This window comes from Pseudomonas sp. Pse79 (assembly GCF_024519615.1).
In the GTDB taxonomy this organism is placed as follows: Bacteria; Pseudomonadota; Gammaproteobacteria; order Pseudomonadales; family Pseudomonadaceae; genus Aquipseudomonas; species Aquipseudomonas veronii.
Genome location: NZ_JALJRR010000003.1, coordinates 15,628 through 36,092, shown reverse-complemented (window position 1 = coordinate 36,092; position 20,465 = coordinate 15,628). Strand labels below are relative to the sequence as shown.

General features: G+C 57.9%; 16 protein-coding genes. 1 reads left to right on the top strand and 15 read right to left on the bottom strand.

The annotated features are described in order from the left end of the window. Window position 1: 1 nt before the first annotated feature. From neuC to mtnA, 15 genes are all read right to left on the bottom strand, one after another. A complete protein-coding gene (gene neuC, locus NR164_RS05700) occupies window positions 2-1,156 on the bottom strand; it encodes a UDP-N-acetylglucosamine 2-epimerase (protein ID WP_256822448.1) in 1,155 nt (384 codons plus the stop codon). After that, on the bottom strand, window positions 1,153-2,304 hold the full coding sequence (locus tag NR164_RS05695) for a LegC family aminotransferase (RefSeq protein ID WP_256822447.1): 1,152 nt from the start codon (window positions 2,302-2,304) through the stop codon (window positions 1,153-1,155). Before NR164_RS05695 ends, neuC begins: the two co-directional genes overlap by 4 nt. A 9-nt stretch (window positions 2,305-2,313) precedes the next feature. Further along, window positions 2,314-3,294, bottom strand: a complete 981-nt coding sequence (locus tag NR164_RS05690) for an NAD-dependent 4,6-dehydratase LegB (RefSeq protein ID WP_256822446.1) — start codon at window positions 3,292-3,294, stop codon at window positions 2,314-2,316. 366 nt (window positions 3,295-3,660) lie between these two features. Beyond that, on the bottom strand, window positions 3,661-5,016 hold the full coding sequence (locus tag NR164_RS05685; protein WP_256822445.1) for a Wzz/FepE/Etk N-terminal domain-containing protein: 1,356 nt from the start codon (window positions 5,014-5,016) through the stop codon (window positions 3,661-3,663). Window positions 5,017-5,442: 426 nt separating this feature from the next. Next, a complete protein-coding gene (locus NR164_RS05680) occupies window positions 5,443-5,685 on the bottom strand; it encodes a LapA family protein (protein ID WP_046384278.1) in 243 nt (80 codons plus the stop codon). A 24-nt stretch (window positions 5,686-5,709) separates the two neighbouring features. Next, window positions 5,710-6,006, bottom strand: a complete 297-nt coding sequence (gene ihfB, locus NR164_RS05675) for an integration host factor subunit beta (protein ID WP_017848846.1) — start codon at window positions 6,004-6,006, stop codon at window positions 5,710-5,712. Window positions 6,007-6,137: 131 nt separating this feature from the next. Then, a complete protein-coding gene (locus NR164_RS05670) occupies window positions 6,138-6,422 on the bottom strand; it encodes a hypothetical protein (protein ID WP_256822444.1) in 285 nt (94 codons plus the stop codon). Window positions 6,423-6,584: 162 nt separating this feature from the next. Continuing rightward, window positions 6,585-8,279 (bottom strand): 30S ribosomal protein S1, encoded by a 1,695-nt coding sequence (gene rpsA, locus NR164_RS05665; protein ID WP_003218806.1) that lies wholly within the window; start codon window positions 8,277-8,279, stop codon window positions 6,585-6,587. 119 nt (window positions 8,280-8,398) lie between these two features. Continuing rightward, entirely contained in the window at window positions 8,399-9,088 is a 690-nt protein-coding gene (gene cmk / locus NR164_RS05660; RefSeq protein ID WP_256822443.1) for a (d)CMP kinase, read from the bottom strand. Further along, window positions 9,085-11,295, bottom strand: a complete 2,211-nt coding sequence (locus NR164_RS05655; protein WP_256381467.1) for a bifunctional prephenate dehydrogenase/3-phosphoshikimate 1-carboxyvinyltransferase — start codon at window positions 11,293-11,295, stop codon at window positions 9,085-9,087. The genes cmk and NR164_RS05655 overlap by 4 nt, the downstream gene beginning before the upstream one ends. A 28-nt stretch (window positions 11,296-11,323) precedes the next feature. Next, window positions 11,324-12,436 carry a histidinol-phosphate transaminase gene (hisC, locus tag NR164_RS05650; RefSeq protein ID WP_017848850.1) on the bottom strand — a complete coding sequence of 371 codons (1,113 nt, stop codon included), beginning with the start codon at window positions 12,434-12,436 and terminating at the stop codon, window positions 11,324-11,326. Between the two features lie 9 nt (window positions 12,437-12,445). Beyond that, window positions 12,446-13,540: a prephenate dehydratase gene (pheA, locus tag NR164_RS05645; protein ID WP_017848851.1), complete on the bottom strand. Its 1,095-nt coding sequence runs from the start codon at window positions 13,538-13,540 to the stop codon at window positions 12,446-12,448. Next, window positions 13,540-14,625, bottom strand: coding sequence for a 3-phosphoserine/phosphohydroxythreonine transaminase (gene serC / locus NR164_RS05640; RefSeq protein ID WP_046384280.1), 1,086 nt, complete (start codon window positions 14,623-14,625; stop codon window positions 13,540-13,542). Before serC ends, pheA begins: the two co-directional genes overlap by 1 nt. Window positions 14,626-14,863: 238 nt before the next feature. Continuing rightward, on the bottom strand, window positions 14,864-17,518 hold the full coding sequence (gene gyrA / locus NR164_RS05635) for a DNA gyrase subunit A (RefSeq protein ID WP_017848853.1): 2,655 nt from the start codon (window positions 17,516-17,518) through the stop codon (window positions 14,864-14,866). Between the two features lie 423 nt (window positions 17,519-17,941). Continuing rightward, window positions 17,942-19,018: an S-methyl-5-thioribose-1-phosphate isomerase gene (gene mtnA, locus NR164_RS05630; RefSeq protein ID WP_104903669.1), complete on the bottom strand. Its 1,077-nt coding sequence runs from the start codon at window positions 19,016-19,018 to the stop codon at window positions 17,942-17,944. 109 nt (window positions 19,019-19,127) lie between these two features. On the opposite strand from mtnA, the gene NR164_RS05625 reads away from it, so the two are divergent. Beyond that, window positions 19,128-20,459: a TRZ/ATZ family hydrolase gene (locus tag NR164_RS05625; protein ID WP_046384283.1), complete on the top strand. Its 1,332-nt coding sequence runs from the start codon at window positions 19,128-19,130 to the stop codon at window positions 20,457-20,459. The last annotated feature ends 6 nt before the right edge of the window (window positions 20,460-20,465 follow it).

Genomic DNA, 20,465 nt, shown 5'->3' with positions numbered 1-20,465 from the left:
TTTAACTCAAATCGTGAAATGACTTGTTGTGGACCACGTCGTGACGCTCAAGAATATCCACAATGCTTTGTGATGCATTACCAGCGCCGTAAGGATTGACAGCCACTTTACAAACATTGGCAAAGTCGACAGAGAGCGCGTGACGAATTGCATCTTCGATCGAGCGTGCATCGGGCGCACAATTGATTACTGAGCCGGCGGCGAGACGACCCGCCTGTCGAGCTCCAATATTGATGGTAGGAACATGAAAAGCCGGCACTTCAATGATACCGCTGGAGGAATTACCTACTACCGCATCAGCCAGCGCAACCGCACTCAAGTAACGCCTGAAACCCAGGGAAGGAATAGCTTTGACTCGCTCAGGGTTACCCTGGGCATATTCCTCCAGCAACGGAATAATCGCACGCCCGCCGTTATCGGCATTGGGGTACGTGAGTATTATCTTGTGCCGGGAAAACTGGTCTAGCGCGGTCAACAACGCGTGGAAACTTTCCTTTGGATCTTCCTCGAGCATCGTCACCGGATGGTAAGTCACGAGGAGAAAAGGCGCGTCCAAAGCAAACTCAAGGCTTTCAGACAACTCCTCTCGCGTCATTCGCGGGCTGCGAAGCAAATGATCAAGACCTACGGCACCGACATTGAACACTCTATCGGGTGACTCCCCCATCTGGATAACACGCTGACGATAGGGTTGAGTAGCGACAAAATGAAAATAGGCCATTTTAGTGATCGCGTGGCGAATAGCGTCGTCGTAAGCACCCTCGGTTATCTCGCCACCATGCAAATGCGCCACAGGAATTTTCATAATCAGAGCAGCCTGCACGATTGCCAATGCCTCGAAACGATCTCCGAGCACCACCAGCATGTCTGGCCGCAAGCGGTCCAAAACATCGGCGAAACCCAGCGTACCCAGCCCCATTGACTTTACGACACCCACATCGCTATCTGAAGACAGGAGCATTTCCACCTTGGCATCAATGGCGAAACCATCCGCCTCAATGCCTTTCCAGGTCTCTCCAAACTCAGGTGAGAGATGCATGCCGCTCACTATCGTCTGCAGTGCCAAATGCTCACTTGCCTGGATATCTTTCATCAACCAGTAGAGCAAGCCGTACTCGGCGCGCGTTCCAGTGAACACTGCAACGTTACGTTTCAAACCTGCAACTCCGGAACAACGCTGCTCGGCAAATTGACTACCCGCTCTTCCAACCACAGTGCGTTGGTCAGATCCCCTTTAAGGCTTGAGGAATAGGCAGGCAGGTGACTCATCAACTTCCAGATTGGTCGAGTCATTACGCCAGCCTGATTGCTGAACGCGAGCAACTCATCACGCTGCGCGAGGTTTTCACAGATCACGGCATTGAGCCAGTAGTTGGAACGGCAACCCGCGGGTTCCAAAACGAATTGGAACTGACTACCTTCGAAGAAGGCCTGGTAACGCTCCGCTAAAACACGCTTGGCTGCAACAAAGGAGTCCAACTGTTCAAGCTGGGCGCACCCCAGGGCCGCATTCAGATTCGGCAACCGGTAGTTGTAACCCACTTCATCATGAACATATTCGTAGGCGTGAGGTATTTTCGCAGTCGTGGTCAAGTGCTTCGCTCGCGCACCCAACGATTCATTAGTCAGCACCATGCCACCACCACCCGTGGTAATGGTTTTATTACCGTTGAAACTCAGGGTACCCACACAGCCCAACGTCCCGGTGTGACGCCCTTTATAAAGGCTGCCCAATGATTCAGCAGCATCCTCGACCAGTGCCAGCCCCCACCGACCACAAACTTCGATCAACTTATCCAGCTCAACCGGGTGACCAAATGTATGCATCGGCAAACACGCCCTAAGTACGCGATTATCGTCTTTTAACATGCAAACTCCGTCGTCCCGCCTGTACGCGTGCACCTGCAACCAATGATCAAGCGCTACAGGAGAAAGGCCTAACGTGTGTTTGTCGACATCGATAAACACTGGCTCAGCACCGCAGTAAGCAATCGCATTACACGTCGCAACAAAGGTAAGCGGTTGAGTGAGGACAAGGTCACCTGGCTTGACGCCGGCCAGCATCAGGGCGACATGCAGCGCGGCGGTCCCATTAACTGTCGCAACGGCACGAGGGCTACCGGTGTAGGCCTCCATATCACGCTCAAAACGATCAACAAATGCGCCGACACTGGAAACAAACGTAGACTCCACTGTTTCAATTACGTAGCGCTTTTCGTTCCCGCCAAAGACAGGAGCATGCAAAGGTATGAATTCATTGGTGCGATATTGCTCTCGCACAAACTTCACAAGTGAGTCGAGCATGACGGCGCCTCAGACGTTGTAGAGATCGGCTTTATATTTAGCCAAATTCTCGGGCCGGGTGAACCAGTCGATGGTTTCCTGAAGCCCTTGACGGATTGAGTATTGCGGTTCAAAACCACTCAGGCCTCGAATTTTTGAGTTGTCACACCACAACCGGAACACTTCCGACTTCTCTGGGCGTAAACGCTGATCATCCGTCAGAAACTCAACATCGCTGCCCATCAACTCGCGAATGAGATTGAGTGTATCACCTACGGTAATTTCGAAATTGGAACCGATATTGACGACTTCACCAACAGCCTTGTCGCAACGCAATAGATCCAGAAAACCACGGCAGGTATCAGCAACGTAGTTGAAGTCCCGCGTTGGCGAAACATCGCCTAGCTTGATCTGTTTTTTACCACTGGCAATTTGCGTAATGATGGTGGGAATCACCGCTCGAGCTGATTGACGAGGCCCGTAAGTATTGAATGGGCGAGCGATTGTTAATGGAAGATCAAAGGCATTGAAGAAACTCATCGCCATGGCGTCCGCGCCCATTTTTGAAGCGCTGTAGGGCGACTGCGGCTGAAGTGGGTGGTTTTCGTCAATCGGAACATATTGAGCAGTGCCATAAACCTCACTGGTAGAGGTATGAATAACACGCTGTACGCCATTATCAATAGCCGCCTGACAAATATTCAAGGTGCCTTTGACGTTGGTATCAACATAACTATCAGGTGCGACATACGAGTACGGAATCGCAATCAACGCCGCCAGATGAAATACGGCATCGACGCCTTTTGTTATATGTTTGCAATAGTGCGGATCACGGACATCTCCATTCAACACCTCAATATCCTTGAGGCAACTTACATCTTCCAACCACCCCCAGTAATTGAAAGAGTTATATTGAGACAGTGCTTTTACGCTGTACCCTTCGCGCACCAAAAGCTCGGTCAGGTGCGACCCAATAAATCCATCTGCCCCGGTCACCAAAACTGTTTTCATTACTTCACCTTAACCTTGAATCCAACCTTAATTCAATTCATCAGCACCGAGAGAGCAGCTTCGAGCCGTATCTATATCTGAATACGCATCAGTTGCTTAATGCCAAACCCCATCGAATTTTCTTCCAGCAATTTACAGTCTTTGCCCTGACAACACTAGCTTCTGCACTCAGATCTTTCCGTACTAGCGTACAGCCATCAAGCCAAAGACCGCCCTCGCTGCTTGCATAGAAGCAGCAGGCAACGAAAATATTTACGAAACGTAATTCTGACATGGTATTGATCATGCTAGCGCACCCGATTCCCCTGCGAAAAGGTATGGCAGGCACACCTTCCCGAGACAGGGCACATTGGGAATTGCTGAAAATCAATGGTTTCTTTGGAGGTTTCGAGGCGCATTCTGAACAGCAATGACCGGAGCAGGAGCGGCACGCAAAAAATCCTCGGCACTCCCCTCACGACGCTTCAGAACAAAAGACCCAACAAAAGCGACAAGCAAACCCAAGGTAAATCCAAGACCCAGCCCCAAGGCAATAATGAGCCCCTTTCTGGGAGCGATTGGATTCAAGGGCTCCAGAGCCTCCTTATCTACAACAACCAATTTGATAAGGCCCATATCGACGTCAAGGTTCCGAAGACGAACTGCTTCCGCACGGATGGGCTCCACCCCCTCGAGAAACACATCTTCATTCTGACGCCGATTCAGCAATTCAACTTGACGATTGGATTGAAGCAGCTGGAGCTCTTTAGCGATTTGGGCAATGCGCCCTTCGCTGAAGTCATCAGACTTACGCCGCATTAATGCTGATCGCTCTGCTTCCAGGGCATCAACCCCCATGAAATACAAAGGAATCTGCTGGTTATTGATTTCAGTGCGCATGACGCTGGAAGCCCCAACACGACTGGGCTCACTCAGTGAAGAAGGAGTCGCGGGCTTTATGATACCCAAGGAGCGTGCAATACCAATGGCTTCGCCAAGTTGTGCTATCCGATCATTTCGTCGTGTCTTGAGCTCAGCCCTGAGTGCTTTAAGCTCATCTTCAAGCTGAGCCTTTCGCACCGAGTCCCTCTCGGTCAAGACAGCAATCTCGGCTTCTTTTTTTGTCGTGTAACTTGAGCGCGCCGCTGCCAACTTCCCATCAAGTTCTGCAAGACGGTTTCTGACAATTACGCGTAGATCAGCGGTAATTTGTTGACGCTCAACTGAAATGGCATAATTTACAAACCCATTCAGAATCGCAACGCCATCTATCCCCTTTGGATAGCTCATTTCTACTTTTATATAATTACTCAAAATATCGGTTTTTTTTGAGTCCGGCAAAGTCAGCGTGAAAGAGTTTCGATTGAAATCTTCAAAACTTTGTTCAAGTGTTCTTCCAGGCCGCTCGAACGCTTTAAATAATTTCTGATTGGCGCGAAAAAACCCGAGACGAGTCTCGTAGGACTCCAAAGAAGCCCCCACCTTAGTCAGCGCACTCGTCGGCAGAAGCGCATAAATCTCGGAGCGGTTTAGAGCATCAAGCTCGTTGATGGCAGCAGGGCGCAGAACACTGGACACCCTATATTCAGGAACAACGGTAAAGGCATAGATTGCCGCCAACACACCTATCGACAACGCCACCAGTGCGACAAAAGCTCTTTGAGCCCATACCGCCTGAGCAAACGCGAAAAAATCAATTTCATTGGATGATTGGACGGGGGGCGCGCGAAAACTACTACTCACAACAAAAACCTGCCTTCAAAAAGAAACTGCGGGCTCGTTATGCAGACAAAATTGTGTCTTTTTTATTCTAATTAGATGACCGTCAAAACCCAGCGTCTCTGCCAAATTTCGAGCGCACAAAATGCCTGTTATCGAGAACAGATTTCATTTTGCCATCTCTCTGACATATTACAAGTCTTGACATGAGCGGTAGGCTTTTCCTACAGGTATAGGGGTAGCCCTGATGCAGCACGTCCAAGGAGAGTGAAAACAGAAAGGATTTTCCGAATCTACGAGCTGAAACCCAATGAATCCGCGGATTTTTTACTTGAGGGCGGCCGCATCATTACAAGGCGGCGCTGAAATTGACGGGCTATTTTAGGGCAGTTTTCTGACGAGCGGTTGTCTCAGCATGTATGCGATTTTTGTGGAACGGGAGAGAGCTCCCTAGGCACGCCCTGCAGGGGTCGACTTATGACGCCGACTGCGCACCAATATGCCTAACAACGGCCCTATCAGCATGCCGACAATCAACGCCACGGTCACGAACACCGACACCGGCATCTGCCCGGTCGCCAGGCCAAGGAACGAGAGAGACACGCCCTGCTGGTTTTCGAGCACAAACGCTATAACCACCAGTGCGACCACCAGCACTGTCAGCAACACCACGGCGCGCTTAATTCCACGCATAATCTTCTCCTACCCTAAAGACACTCAGACGTTTTCTTCTTCGTCTTCGTTCACTCGATCACGCAATTCCTTGCCCGGCTTGAAGTGAGGCACGAACTTGCCGTCCAGGCTGACGGATTGCCCGGTCTTAGGGTTACGGCCTACGCGCGGGGCGCGGTAGTGTAGCGAGAAGCTGCCAAACCCTCGGATCTCAATACGATCGCCCGTAGCCAGGCATTGGGACATTTGTTCAAGCATGGTCTTGATGGCCAGCTCTACATCCTTGGATGAAAGCAGCCCTTGATGGGTGACAATTCGTTCGATCAACTCCGACTTCGTCATATTTTTCCCTTCTTTTTCAAGCAGCTAGGAAAAGCGCTTCAAAGGTTTTAGCATGACTTGATGAATTTGAACAGCCCATCCAATAACTTATCTACACGCCAGATCGACTTCACTATCAAGCGCTTACGCGCTCAATTGCAGATCACCAGCATCGTGCGGGTAACGGCGCCTGCCGGGTTCCAGCCGAACAAGTAACCCCCTTCCTCGTCCTTGGCGTCACTGGACCTTGTGACGACCTTGTACCCCTGCATCTTGCACTCTCGAGCCGCGCGCTTCTCGCACTTCTCCCAGTTGGAGCCCAAGCCTGAGCAGTCGATCTCGATGCCACTGACGCCATGCCGTGCGTGAGTCTTGGCATTGGTGGCGGCGCAACCTGCAAGCATGGCCATTGCGAACACTAAGATGAGCCTGTTCATTGAAAATCCTTACTGAATCAGCAACACGGGAATAGCTTATCCAAAGACTATAATCAGTTCTGACACCGATCAGCTCTACGTGATTCTAAGTTGTTGATTCAACAAATTTCAGGCACAAAAAAGGGCGACCGAAGTCGCCCTTTTTCTATGGTCTGACAGAACTCAGTTCTGTTTTTCCATTTGTGCACGCAGCAGGTCGCCCAGAGTGGTAGGACCAGCAGAAGGCTCAGAGGTAGCTGGCTTGTCGCGCAGGCTCTGGATGGCTTCTTTCTCTTCAGCATCGTCTTTCGACTTGATGGAGAGCTGGATTACGCGGCTCTTGCGGTCAACGCTGATGATCTTGGCTTCTACTTCTTCGCCTTCTTTCAGAACGTTGCGCGCGTCTTCAACGCGGTCACGGCTGATTTCGGAGGCTTTCAGAGTCGCTTCGATATCGTCGGCCAGGGTGATGATGGCGCCTTTAGCGTCAACTTCTTTCACGATGCCTTTAACGATTGCGCCTTTGTCGTTCTCTTGAACGTACTCGGAGAACGGATCGCTTTCCAGTTGCTTGATGCCCAGGGAGATGCGCTCGCGCTCTGGGTCAACCGACAGGATAACGGTGTCCAGCTCGTCGCCCTTCTTGAAGCGACGAACAGCTTCTTCGCCCACTTCGTTCCAGGAGATGTCGGACAGGTGAACCAGGCCGTCGATGCCGCCGTCCAGACCAATGAAGATACCGAAATCGGTGATCGACTTGATGGTGCCGGAGATTTTATCGCCCTTGTTGAACTGGCCAGAGAAATCTTCCCATGGGTTAGATTTGCACTGCTTGATGCCCAGGGAGATACGACGACGCTCTTCGTCGATGTCCAGAACCATAACTTCCACTTCGTCGCCGACTTGTACGACTTTCGAAGGGTGGATGTTTTTGTTGGTCCAGTCCATTTCGGAAACGTGTACCAGGCCTTCAACGCCTTCTTCCAGCTCAGCGAAGCAGCCGTAGTCAGTCAGGTTGGTAACACGCGCGGTCACGCGGGTGCTTTCTGGGTAACGGGCTTTGATAGCGACCCATGGATCTTCACCCAGTTGCTTCAGGCCCAGGGAAACACGGTTGCGTTCGCGATCGTATTTCAGAACCTTGACATCGATCTCGTCGCCAACGTTGACGATTTCGGAAGGATGCTTGATACGCTTCCAAGCCATGTCGGTAATGTGCAGCAGGCCATCGACGCCACCCAGATCGACGAATGCGCCGTAATCGGTGAGGTTCTTGACGATACCTTTGACTTGTTGGCCTTCCTGCAGGGATTCCAGCAGAGCTTCACGCTCGGCGGAGTTCTCTGCTTCCAGGACGCTGCGACGGGAAACGACAACGTTGTTGCGTTTCTGATCGAGCTTGATGACCTTGAATTCGAGTTCCTTGCCTTCCAGGTGCGTGGTGTCGCGCACTGGACGGACGTCGACCAAAGAACCTGGCAGGAACGCACGGATGCCGTTAACGTCGACAGTGAAGCCGCCTTTAACCTTACCGTTGATAACGCCCTTGACCACTTCTTCAGCTGCGAAGGCTGCTTCGAGAACAATCCAGCATTCAGCGCGCTTGGCTTTTTCACGGGACAGCTTGGTTTCACCGAAACCGTCTTCAACCGAGTCCAGAGCAACGTGAACTTCGTCACCGACATTGATAGTCAGATCGCCAGCGTCGTTGTAGAACTGCTCAAGCGGGATGAGTGCTTCAGACTTCAGACCAGCGTGAACGGTTACCCAGCGAGCTTGGTAATCGATATCAACGATAACACCGGTGATGATGGAGCCTGCCTGAAGGTTCAGGGTTTTTAGGCTTTCTTCAAAGAGTTCCGCAAAGCTTTCGCTCATTTTAATTCCTGTTGATAAGGGCGAAGAATACGCCCATCTCCACGCCCCAGACGGTGTGGGTTAGTTTCAATTAAAAGAAGCACCGCAGGACTATGACTGGTCCCCTGCAGACTTCTTGGTCACCCGGCGATATCGCGAATAGCGATTTCACTCAAGATGCGTTCCAACACCTGCTCGATGGACAACTCCGTGGAATCCAGCTGTATGGCATCAGCCGCCGGCTTGAGCGGGGCTACTGCGCGCAGGGTATCACGCTCGTCGCGTGCACGGATCTCATCTAGCAGACTCGACAGACTAACACCATCCACTTTGCCCTTCAACTGCAAGTAGCGGCGACGCGCCCGCTCCTCGGCGCTGGCGGTCAGGAAAATCTTCAGCGGCGCCTCGGGAAATACCACCGTGCCCATGTCGCGGCCATCGGCTACCAGGCCCGGCGGTTCCTGAAACGCCCGCTGGCGCTGCAGCAGCGCATCACGCACGGCCGGCAACGCGGCAACCTGGGAGGCCCAGGAACCGACTTGTTCGTTACGCAGGTCATCGGTCACATCGTCCCCTTCCAGGATGATGCGCTGGGGATGACCTTCCGTCGCAGCGACGAACTGCACATCAAGGTGCGCCGCCAGCAGCTTCAGGGATTCTTCGTTGGTGAGGTCGACGCCGTGGTTGCGGGCGGCAAATGCCAGCAGGCGGTACAGCGCGCCGGAATCCAGCAGGCACCAGCCCAGGCGCTTGGCCAGGATGCCGGCGATCGTGCCTTTGCCCGAGCCGCTTGGCCCGTCGATGGTAATCACCGGTGCTTTGATATTCACAATTGAGCCTCTTGGGCAACACGGATGCCGACTTGGGCACACAGTGTAAGAAAGTTCGGAAAAGACGTAGCAACATTGGCGCAGTCACGGATACGAATCGGCGCCGTTGCCCGCAGCGAAGCCACGCTGAACGCCATGGCGATCCGGTGATCGCCATGGGCATGCACTTCGCCACCGCCCATCAGGCCACCGTCAATGATAATCCCATCGGGGGTGGGTTCACACTTCACGCCAAGGGCGAGCAGACCGTCGGCCATGACCTGGATACGGTCGGACTCCTTGACCCGCAATTCTTGAGCACCACGCAGGACGGTTCGCCCTTCAGCGCAGGCAGCAGCCACAAACAGCACAGGAAATTCATCGATTGCCAACGGCACCAGCGCTTCGGGGATCTCGATCCCTTTCAACGCGGCCGCCCGCACCCGCAGGTCGGCCACCGGTTCGCCGCCCACTTCGCGCGGGTTTTCCAGGCTGATATCCGCGCCCATCAGCCGCAGGATATCGATCACCCCGGTGCGCGTCGGATTGATGCCGACATGTTCCAGCAACAGCTCGGAACCTTCCGCGATTGACGCCGCCACCAGGAAAAATGCCGACGAGGAAATATCCCCCGGCACTTCGATATGGGTGGCGACCAGCGCATGGCCCGACTCGACCGTCGCCGTTGCACCCACGACCTCTACCGGATAACCGAAACCGCGCAGCATGCGCTCGGTATGGTCGCGGGTCGGTGCCGGCTCGGTGACGGACGTCTTGCCCTCGGCATACAGGCCCGCCAGCAGCAGACAGGATTTGACCTGCGCACTGGCCATCGGCAGCACATACGTCAGGCCTTTCAACTTCTGGCCACCACGGATGGTCAGCGGTGGGCGCCCTTCCGGCCCGGTTTCGATCACCGCGCCCATCTTCCGCAGCGGCTCGGCCACGCGGTTCATCGGGCGCTTGGACAACGAAGCATCACCGGTCAGCACGCTGTCGAAGGCCTGCGCGGCGAGCAAGCCGGACAACAGGCGCATGGAGGTGCCGGAGTTACCGAGATAAATCGGCCCCGGCGCCGGCTTCAAACCATGAAGCCCGACACCATGAATGGTCACGCGCCCGTGGTGCGGCCCCTCGATCACCACGCCCATGTCGCGAAACGCCTGCAAGGTCGCCAGGGCATCTTCACCCTCAAGGAAACCTTCGACTTCGGTCACGCCCTCGGCCAACGAACCGAGCATGATCGACCGATGGGAGATCGACTTGTCGCCCGGCACCCGGATACGCCCGCTCAAGCGGCCGCCCGGGTTGGCGAGGAAAGTCAGGTCGTCGGCGTTCACTGCGGTTTCCATGTAGGCCCGGCGTGCCAGGATCTTGCTGAAATGTTCACGCGCCACCCGCGCACGGGTAAACACGCCCAATAATTGGTGGCCATCCCCGGCATCGACCGCGTCGCGCAAGGCGTCAAGGTCGCTGCGGAAGGTGTCCAGGGTGCGCAACACGGCCTCGCGGTTGGCGAGGAAGATGTCGTGCCACATCACCGGGTCGCTGCCGGCGATCCGCGTGAAATCGCGAAAGCCACCGGCGGCATAGCGGAAAATCTCGAGGTTTTCGTTGCGTTTGGCCAACGAATCCACCAATCCGAACGCCAGCAGATGGGGCAGATGACTGGTCGCCGCCAGCACTTCGTCGTGGCGCTCGACCTGCATATGCTCGACATCTGCGCCCAGCTCGCGCCACAGACGGTCGACCACGGCCAAGGCCGCCGGGTCGGTTTGTGCCAGCGGCGTCAGAATCACTTTATGCCGACGGAACAACTGCGCATTGGACGCTTCCACCCCGCTCTGCTCGGAACCGGCAATCGGATGGCCCGGCACAAAACGCGCGGGCATCTCGCCAAACGCCTGCTGCGCCGCCCGCACCACATTGCCCTTGGCACTGCCGACGTCGGTGAGGATCGCCTGGCCGAGGTCCATGCCGGCCAGCACCGCCAGCAACTTCTCCATGGCCAGGATCGGCACGGCGAGCTGGATCACATCGGCGCCCTGGCATGCGCGCGCCAGGTCGGTTTCACAGCGATCGACGACACCCAGCTCAACCGCCAACTTGCACGATTGCGGGTCCAGGTCCACGCCGACCACTTCGCCACACAACCCGCTCTCGCGCAGGCCCTTGGCGAAGGAACCACCGATCAACCCCAGACCGACCACCACCAGGCGACCGATCATAGGCACAGCAGGTTGCAATGCAGTGACATCAACCACGGGCCAGAACCTTGGCCAGCGCCTCCAGGAAGCGGCTGTTCTCAGCCGGCAGACCGACGGTGATGCGCAGGTGGTTCGGCATGCCGTAGTTGGCCACCGGACGCACGATCACGCCTTCGCGCAGCAAGCCCTGGAACACCGGGGCCGCCACTTGGCCGAGATCGACGCAGATGAAGTTGCCCTTGGACGGAATCCAGCCCAGGCCCAGCTCACGAAAGCCTGCCTGCAACTGCAGCATGCCGCTTTCGTTGATGCGACGCCCTTCTTCCAGGTACTCGGCATCCTGCAACGCTGCGCAGGCCGCCGCCAGGGCAAGGCTGTTGACGTTGAACGGCTGACGCACACGGTTGAGCACATCAGCCACCACCGCCGTCGACAGGCCGTAGCCGACGCGCAGCGACGCCAGGCCATAAGCCTTGGAGAACGTGCGCGAGACCAGCAGGTTCGGGTAGGCCGCGAGGAAATCCAGGCCGTCGGGCAGGTCGCTGCCTTCGGCGTACTCGATGTAGGCCTCGTCCAGCACCACCAGCACATGTTCCGGCACATCCTGTAGGAAGTCGTTCAGTGCCTGTGCATCGAACCAGGTGCCGGTCGGGTTGTTCGGGTTGGCGATAAACACGACGCGGGTCTGTGCATCGATCGCCGCCAGCATGGCCGGCAGGTCGTGACCCCAGTCCTTGGCCGGAATCACCCGCGCATCGGCACCGACGGCCTGGGTGACGATCGGGTAGACCGCAAACGCATGCTCGCTGAACACGGCGTTCAGGCCGGGCGCCAGATAGGCACGACCGACCAGTTCAAGAATGTCGTTGGAGCCGTTGCCCAGGGTCACCTGATTCAGCTCGACCCCGCACTTCTGCGCCAGCAGGGACTTGAGGGCAAAACCGTTGCCATCCGGATAACGGGTCAGCTCGGCCAGCTCTTCACGAATCGCCGCCAGCACCTTGGGGCTTGGACCCAGAGGGTTCTCGTTACTGGCCAGCTTGACGATCTTCGCCGGGTCCAGGTTCAACTCACGCGCCAGCTCGTCCACAGGCTTGCCTGGAACGTAAGGCGACAGTTGTTGCACGCCCGGCTGCGCCAGGGCGAGGAAGTTGCCACTCATGTTAACGCCTCACAAAACCGCTTTCGGGTAAGAGCCCAGCACCTTGAGTGCCACGGCTTCCTGACTGATTTTCTCGAGCACGCTTTTGACCAGCGGATCACGGTGATGGCCGATGAAGTCGATAAAAAACACGTAGGTCCATTTACCGCTGCGCGAAGGACGAGTCTCGATGCGCGTCAGGTCAATCCCGTTGTCATGGAACGGCACCAGCAGTTCATGCAGCGCGCCGGGCTTGTTGCTCATGGAGACGATGATCGAGGTCTTGTCGTCGCCAGTCGGCGGCACTTCCTGGCTGCCGATCATCAAGAAGCGCGTGGAGTTGTCCGGGCGGTCTTCGATTTTTTCGGCCAGGCGCGTCAGGCCGTACAGGCCCGCCGCCATATCGCCGGCAATCGCCGCCGAGTTCCACTCGCCCTTGACCCGCTTGGCCGCTTCGGCGTTGCTGGACACCGCCACGCGCTCGACATTCGGGTAATGGGCATCCAGCCACTTGCGGCACTGGGCCAGGGACTGGGCGTGGGAGTAGATACGGCTGATGCTGTCGGTCTTGGTGTTTTCACCCACCAGCAAATGGTGGTGGATGCGCAGCTCGACTTCGCCGCAGATCACCATGTCGTGCTCAAGGAAGCTGTCCAGGGTGTGGTTGACCGCGCCTTCGGTGGAGTTTTCCACCGGCACCACGCCAAAATTCACCGCGCCGGCCGCCACTTCACGGAACACTTCGTCGATCGCTGCCATAGGCTTGCTGATCACCGCGTGACCGAAGTGCTTCATCGCTGCCGCCTGGGTGAAGGTGCCTTCCGGGCCGAGGTAAGCCACTTTCAGCGGCTGCTCGAGCGCCAGGCAGGAAGACATGATTTCACGGAACAACCGCGCCATCTCTTCGTTACCCAACGGCCCCTTGTTGCGCTCCATCACGCGCTTGAGCACCTGGGCTTCACGCTCCGGGCGGTAGAACACCGGCACTTCGCCTTCCGCCAGGGACGCCATCTTCACCCGCGCCACTTCCTGGGCACAGCGCGCGCGCTCGCTGATCAGCTCCAGGACTTTCTCGTCCAGGCTGTCAATGCGTACACGCAGGGCCTTGAGTTCTTGCTCAGACATTAGCCGTGTTCCTTTTCGAACTCTGCCATGTAGGCCACCAACGCGTTGATGGCATTGATATCGACAGCGTTGTAGATGGAGGCGCGCATGCCGCCCACCGAACGGTGACCCTTGAGGTTCAGCAGGCCGCGCGCCTCGGCACCGGCCAGGAACGGCTTGTCCAGACGGTCGTCGGCCAGGCGGAACGGAACGTTCATCCACGAGCGGTCGGTCAGGTTGATCGGGTTGCTGTACAAACCGCTGGCGTCGATGAAGTCGTACAGGGTGCGCTTCTTCACTTCGTTGAGCTTGCCCATGGCGGCAACACCGCCCTGCTCTTTGAGCCACTCGAACACCAGGCCCGAGAGGTACCAGGCAAACGCCGGCGGCGTGTTGTACATCGAGCCGTTGTCGGCCGCGACCTTGTAGTTGAGCATGGTCGGGCACAGCGAGCGGGCGCGACCGAGCAGGTCTTCACGGACGATGTTGACCAGGATGCCGCTCGGGCCGATGTTCTTCTGCGCGCCGGCGTAGATCATGCCGTACTTGGACACATCGATCGGCCGCGAGAGAATGTCCGAAGACATGTCGCACACCAGCGGCACGTCACCCACTTGCGGCACCCAGTCGAATTCCAGACCGCCGATGGTTTCGTTGGCCACGTAGTGTACGTAGGCCGCGTCCTTCGACAGCTTCCACTCGTTCTGACCTGGAATCGCGAAGTAATCGTAAGGCTTGGAGGTACCGGCGACGTTGACGTTGCCGTAGCGCGCAGCTTCTTCGATGGCTTTCTGCGACCAGATACCGGTATCGATGTAATCGGCCGTGCCGTCTTCGGGCAGCAGGTTCAGCGGCACCTGGGCGAACTGCTGGCTCGCGCCGCCCTGCAGGAACAGCACCTTGTAGTCGGAGGGAATGTCCAGCAAGTCGCGCAGGTCCTGCTCGGCCTTGGTGGCGATGGACACGAACTCATCACTGCGATGGCTCATTTCCATCACAGAGAGGCCTTTTCCATGCCAATCGAGGAGTTCACCCTGCGCGCGCTGCAGGACTGCTTCAGGAAGCGCCGCGGGACCGGCACAGAAGTTATAGGCTCTCTTGCTCACATCCAATCTCACTCTGATCTGGTGGGGGTGGTGCAATAAATCGAATATTAACTGCTAACGCTGCCTGTAGGAGCGGGCTTGCCCGCGAAAAACGTCAACGATAACGCGTGCATCCTGGATAAACGCGGTGATCTTGCGTTTTTCGCGGGCAAGCCCGCTCCTACAGGGGGAGCATTGATATTTCAAAGGTGACAAACAACAAGGGGCGAATCTTCATCCGCCCCCCCTGTTTGTCCGCTTATTCCTGCGGTTCTTCTTCGTCTGCGGCAGCGTCGAGGGTCGGCTCGTCGACGCTGTCATCGCCGGTTGCGATCACCTCGCCGTCAAATGCCTCGCCTTCCAGCTCTTCGCCTTCGACTTCCGACGGTTCCTGGACGCGTTCCAAGCCAACCAGCGTTTCGTCGTTGGCCAGCTTGATCAGCGTCACGCCCTGGGTGTTACGGCCCAGGCTCGATACCTCAGCGACACGGGTACGCACCAGGGTGCCCTGGTCGGAAATCAACATGATCTCCTCGCCATCGAGTACCTGTACCGCGCCAACCAGACGGCCGTTGCGGTCGTTGCTGACCATGGCGATAACGCCCTGGCCGCCACGCTTGTACTCCGGGAACTCGCTGATGGCGGTGCGCTTGCCATAACCACGCGCCGAAGCGGTGAGGATCTGGCTGCCTTCTTCCGGGATCAACATGGAAATCAGCTTCTGCCCTTCCGGCAGGCGCATCCCGCGCACACCGCGGGCGGTACGACCCATGGCACGCACGTCGGATTCTTTGAAGCGCGTCACTTTGCCGCCATCGGAGAACAGCATGACTTCACGCTCGCCATCGGTGATGGCTGCGGAGATCAACACGTCGCCTTCATCCAGCTCCAGGGCGATCAGGCCCACGCTGCGTTGACGGCTGAAGGATTCCAGCGGGGTCTTCTTCACGGTGCCCTTGGCGGTGGCCATGAAGATGAAGTGACCTTCGGTGTATTCATCGACCGGCAGCATGGTGGTGATGTACTCATCACTGTCCAGCGGCAGCAGGTTGACCAGCGGACGCCCACGGGCGGCACGGGAGGCTTCCGGGATTTCGTAGGTTTTCAGCCAGTACACCTTGCCCTTGCTGGAGAACAGCAGCAGCGTGGTGTGGCTGTTGGCGACCAGCAGGTGAGCGATGTAGTCCTCATCCTTGACGCCGGTAGCCGATTTGCCTTTACCGCCACGACGCTGGGCCTGGTACGCAGCCAATGGCTGGGTCTTGGCATAGCCACCGTGGGAGATGGTCACGACGCGCTCTTCTTCCGGGATCATGTCACCCAGGGTCAGGTCGAGACGCGCATCGAGGATTTCGGTGCGGCGCACGTCGCCGTATTCGGCGCGAATCACTTCCAGTTCTTCGCGGATCACTTCCATCAGGCGCACGGCGCTGTTGAGGATGCGGATCAGCTCGCCGATCTGGTTGAGGATCTCCTGGTACTCGGCCAGCAGCTTCTCGTGCTCCAGACCGGTCAGGCGGTGCAGGCGCAGTTCGAGGATGGCCTGGGCCTGTTCCGGCGACAGGAAGTACTTGCCGTCGCGCAGACCGTATTGCGGGTCAAGGGTCTCGGGACGGCAGGAATCGGCGCCGGCGCGTTCAACCATCGCCACCACGGCGCTGGATTCCCACGGCATCTTGATCAGCGCTTCCTTGGCTTCCGACGGGGTCGGCGAAGCCTTGATCAGGGCGATGACCGGGTCGATGTTCGACAGCGCAACCGCCTGGCCTTCCAGGATGTGGCCGCGCTCGCGGGCCTTGCGCAGTTCGAACACGGTGCGGCGGGTCACGACTTCGCGACGGTGACGGACGAAGGCTTCCAGCAGATCCTTGAGGTTCAGGATGCGCGGGCGACCGTCGATCAGGGCCACGACGTTGATACCGAACACGCTTTGCAGCTGGGTCTGGGCGTAGAGGTTGTTGAGGATCACCTCAGGCACTTCGCCACGACGCAGCTCGATCACGACGCGCATACCGTCCTTGTCGGACTCGTCGCGCAGCTCGGTGATGCCTTCGAGCTTCTTCTCCTTGACCAGCTCGGCGATCTTCTCGATCAGACGCGCCTTGTTCAACTGGTAAGGCAGCTCGGTGATGACGATCTGCTGGCGGCCACCGACCTTGTCGATGTCTTCGATGATCGAGCGGGCGCGCATGTAAATGCGGCCACGGCCGGTGCGATAGGCTTCGATGATGCCGGCGCGACCGTTGATGATCGCGGCGGTCGGGAAGTCCGGGCCCGGGATGTATTGCATCAGCTCATCGACGGTCAGCTCGGGGTTGTCGATGAGGGCCAGGCAACCGTCGATGACTTCACCGAGGTTGTGCGGCGGGATGTTGGTGGCCATGCCCACGGCGATACCGCTGGAGCCGTTGACCAGCAGGTTGGGAATACGGGTTGGCATGACCGCCGGGATCATTTCGGTGCCGTCGTAGTTCGGCACCCAGTCCACGGTTTCTTTGTGCAGGTCGGCCAGCAGCTCGTGCGCCAGCTTGGTCATGCGGACTTCGGTGTATCGCATGGCCGCGGCGTTGTCGCCGTCGACCGAACCGAAGTTGCCCTGGCCGTCTACCAGCAGGTAGCGCAGGGAAAACGGCTGGGCCATCCGAACGATGGTGTCGTACACCGCAGTGTCGCCGTGAGGGTGATACTTACCGATCACGTCACCGACAACACGGGCAGATTTCTTGTACGGCTTGTTCCAGTCGTTACCCAGCTCGCTCATCGCGAACAGCACACGCCGGTGCACGGGCTTCAAGCCATCGCGCGCATCAGGCAGTGCCCGACCGACAATTACGCTCATCGCGTAGTCGAGGTAGGACTGTTTCAGCTCGTCTTCGATATTGACCGGGAGGATTTCTTTGGCCAGTTCGCCCATGAGAAGCCTGATTCCTTTTTCGGGTGAAACCTCGTCACATCCATATGGGACGAACGAAGCTCGCCGCTGCCGGCATGGTGCCTGGCAACGACTTACGACAAATCAACGAGTTATGACACGGATCTGCACGTTAAAGGCAGCCCCTCGGGGCGACCCTGGAAACCGCCGGATGTTATCACAATCGCCGCCACGCACCTATCCCCCTGATGGGCATGGAGCATAGTAAGTTGACGGATGACAGGCTTGAGGACGACGAGAGGGGCTTAGAGCCGGGGTGGTGCTGTTTTTGCGCGGCAGATCCGAAGAAACCATAGCCTTTCAAGGCCAATCGGGAGCAAGCCCCCTGCCACACTCAAATTGTGAACACCGTCAAATGTGGGAGGGAGCTTGCTCCCGATGGCAATCTAACAACCACCAAAGCCCTCAATGCAGGCGTTTACGGCACATCAACTTGGCGAGCTTGGCCGTGTCGGGCCGTTCGACAATACCCTTTTCGGTCACGATTACGTCGATCAAGTCGGCCGGGGTCACATCAAACACCGGATTGAAGGCATTCACATCCGCAGCGAAGCGCTGCCCGGCGACGTCCAGCAACTCGCCCGCAGCGCGCTCTTCCAGGGCCACGTCATCGCCGGAGGCCATCATCAGGTCCAGGGTCGAACTCGGCGCCACCACCATGAAACGCACGCCATGGTGCATCGCGCACACCGCCAATTGATAAGTGCCGATCTTGCCGATCACATCACCGTTGGCCGCAATGCAGTCGGCGCCGACGATCACCCAGGTCACGCCTTTGGTCTTGAGGATATGCGCGCCCGCCGAGTCGGCATTGACCGTGACGGGCAGCCCCTCGCCAGCCAATTCCCACGCCGTCAGCCGCGAACCTTGCAACCATGGCCGGGTTTCGTTGACATATACCTGCTCGACCAGCCCCTCCAGGAAGGCCGCGCGGATCACGCCGAGGGCCGTGCCGACGCCTCCTGTGGCCAGGGCGCCTGCGTTGCCATGGGTCAGGATCGCCTGGGCGTTGCCCTGGTGCTTGCGAATCCGCTCGACGCCCAACTGGGCCATGACGACGTTGGCTTCGCGGTCGCTCTCATGGATCGCGATGGCCTCGGCCTCCAGCACCGCCAGCGGGTCGGCGTGCTGTTTGAGACGGTCCAGGCGGTCGCGCATGCGTTTGAGGGCCCAGAGCAGGTTTGCGCCGGTCGGGCGGGTATCGGCCAAAAGTGCGTAGTCTTCTTCCCATCCAGCCTGCCAGTCATCGCCCTCGGCGATCCGTTCGCGGGCGGCGAGTACCAGGCCGTAGGCGGCACTGATGCCGATGGCCGCTGCGCCGCGCACGACCATTGAGCGTATGGCCGCGGCCACTTCATCGACCGTGGAGCAGGTCACCCAGCTTTCCCGGGACGGCAAAACACGCTGGTCGAGCAGGTGCAGTGCGCCATCGCGCCAATCGATGGCCTTCACTTTCTCCGCAGCCAACAGTCGATCGCGCATCCCTCACCCCGCACTCATGAACAAAAGCCGCCGATTATAGCGATCCGCCAGCCAGGACGCTCGGGTATACTTCGCCCTTCTTTTATTGCTGCCCGGGAAGAAGCCTGCGATGACCTCCACTGCCGCCCCGCTCGACTTATTGCTACTGCCGACGTGGCTGGTACCTGTCGAACCCGCCGGCGTGGTGCTCAAGGAGCATGGCCTGGGCATCCGCGATGGGCGCATTGCCTTTATCGGCCCGCGGGCCGCGGCGCTGAAACTTTCCGCCAGTGAAGTGCGCGAGCTGCCGGGCATGCTGCTCAGCCCCGGCCTGATCAACGCCCACGGCCACGCGGCGATGACCCTGTTTCGCGGCCTGGCCGATGACCTGCCGCTGATGACCTGGCTGGAAAAACACATCTGGCCCGCCGAGACCAAGTGGGTCGATGAAGCCTTCGTGCGCGACGGCACCGACCTGGCCATCGCCGAACAGCTCAAGGGTGGCATTACTTGCTTCTCGGACATGTATTTCTTTCCCAAGGTCGCCAGTGATTGCGTCCACAACAGCGGGATGCGCGCGCAGATCGCGATTCCGATCCTCGACTTCCCGATTCCCGGCGCCAGCAGCGCCGACGAGGCGATTCGCCAGGGCATCGAGTTGTTCGGCGACCTCAAGCATCACCCGCGCATCAAGATCACCTTCGGCCCCCACGCGCCCTACACCGTGAGCGATGCCAACCTGGAAAAGATCCGGGTGATCGCCGAGGAGCTGGACGCGGCGATCCATATGCATGTGCACGAGAGCGCGTTCGAGGTACAACAGTCTGTCGAGCAGACCGGCGAACGCCCATTGGCGCGCCTCGGCCGGCTTGGCCTGCTGGGCCCGCGCTTTCAGGCCGTTCACATGACCCAAATCAGCGAGGACGACCTGGCTTTGCTGGTAGAAAGCAACACCAGCGTCATCCATTGCCCGGAATCGAACCTGAAACTGGCCAGCGGCTTCTGCCCGGTGGAGCGTCTGTGGCAGGCTGGCGTCAATGTGGCCATCGGTACCGATGGCGCCGCCAGCAACAATGACCTCGACCTGCTGGGCGAAACCCGTACCGCCGCGATGCTGGCCAAGGCCGTCTCCGGTTCGGTGACCGCCCTGGATGCCCATCGCGCCTTGCGCATGGCGACCCTCAACGGCGCCCGCGCCATGGGCCTGGAGGGCGAGATTGGCTCGTTGGAGGTCGGCAAGGCGGCGGATATCGTCGCCTTTGATCTTTCGGGGCTGGCGCAACAACCGATCTACGATCCGGTCTCACAGCTTATATATGCCACCGGACGCGATAGCGTGAAACACCTTTGGGTCGCCGGCAAGCAGTTGCTCGACAACCGGCAATTGACCCGCATGGATGAACCACAGTTGACCGCCATGGCCATTGCCTGGGGCCAGCGCATCAGCGGGCACCGCGAATAACGCCGG

Coding starts and splice junctions, on each gene's coding strand:
- NR164_RS05695 (WP_256822447.1), bottom strand. CDS start 2,304: ATGCTCGACTCACTTGTGAAGTTTGTGCGAGAGCAATATCGCACCAAT.
- NR164_RS05690 (WP_256822446.1), bottom strand. CDS start 3,294: ATGAAAACAGTTTTGGTGACCGGGGCAGATGGATTTATTGGGTCGCAC.
- NR164_RS05680 (WP_046384278.1), bottom strand. CDS start 5,685: ATGCGTGGAATTAAGCGCGCCGTGGTGTTGCTGACAGTGCTGGTGGTC.
- ihfB (WP_017848846.1), bottom strand. CDS start 6,006: ATGACGAAGTCGGAGTTGATCGAACGAATTGTCACCCATCAAGGGCTG.
- NR164_RS05670 (WP_256822444.1), bottom strand. CDS start 6,422: ATGAACAGGCTCATCTTAGTGTTCGCAATGGCCATGCTTGCAGGTTGC.
- rpsA (WP_003218806.1), bottom strand. CDS start 8,279: ATGAGCGAAAGCTTTGCGGAACTCTTTGAAGAAAGCCTAAAAACCCTG.
- NR164_RS05655 (WP_256381467.1), bottom strand. CDS start 11,295: ATGATCGGTCGCCTGGTGGTGGTCGGTCTGGGGTTGATCGGTGGTTCC.
- hisC (WP_017848850.1), bottom strand. CDS start 12,436: ATGAGTGGCAACTTCCTCGCCCTGGCGCAGCCGGGCGTGCAACAACTG.
- pheA (WP_017848851.1), bottom strand. CDS start 13,540: ATGTCTGAGCAAGAACTCAAGGCCCTGCGTGTACGCATTGACAGCCTG.
- gyrA (WP_017848853.1), bottom strand. CDS start 17,518: ATGGGCGAACTGGCCAAAGAAATCCTCCCGGTCAATATCGAAGACGAG.
- mtnA (WP_104903669.1), bottom strand. CDS start 19,018: ATGCGCGATCGACTGTTGGCTGCGGAGAAAGTGAAGGCCATCGATTGG.
- NR164_RS05625 (WP_046384283.1), top strand. CDS start 19,128: ATGACCTCCACTGCCGCCCCGCTCGACTTATTGCTACTGCCGACGTGG.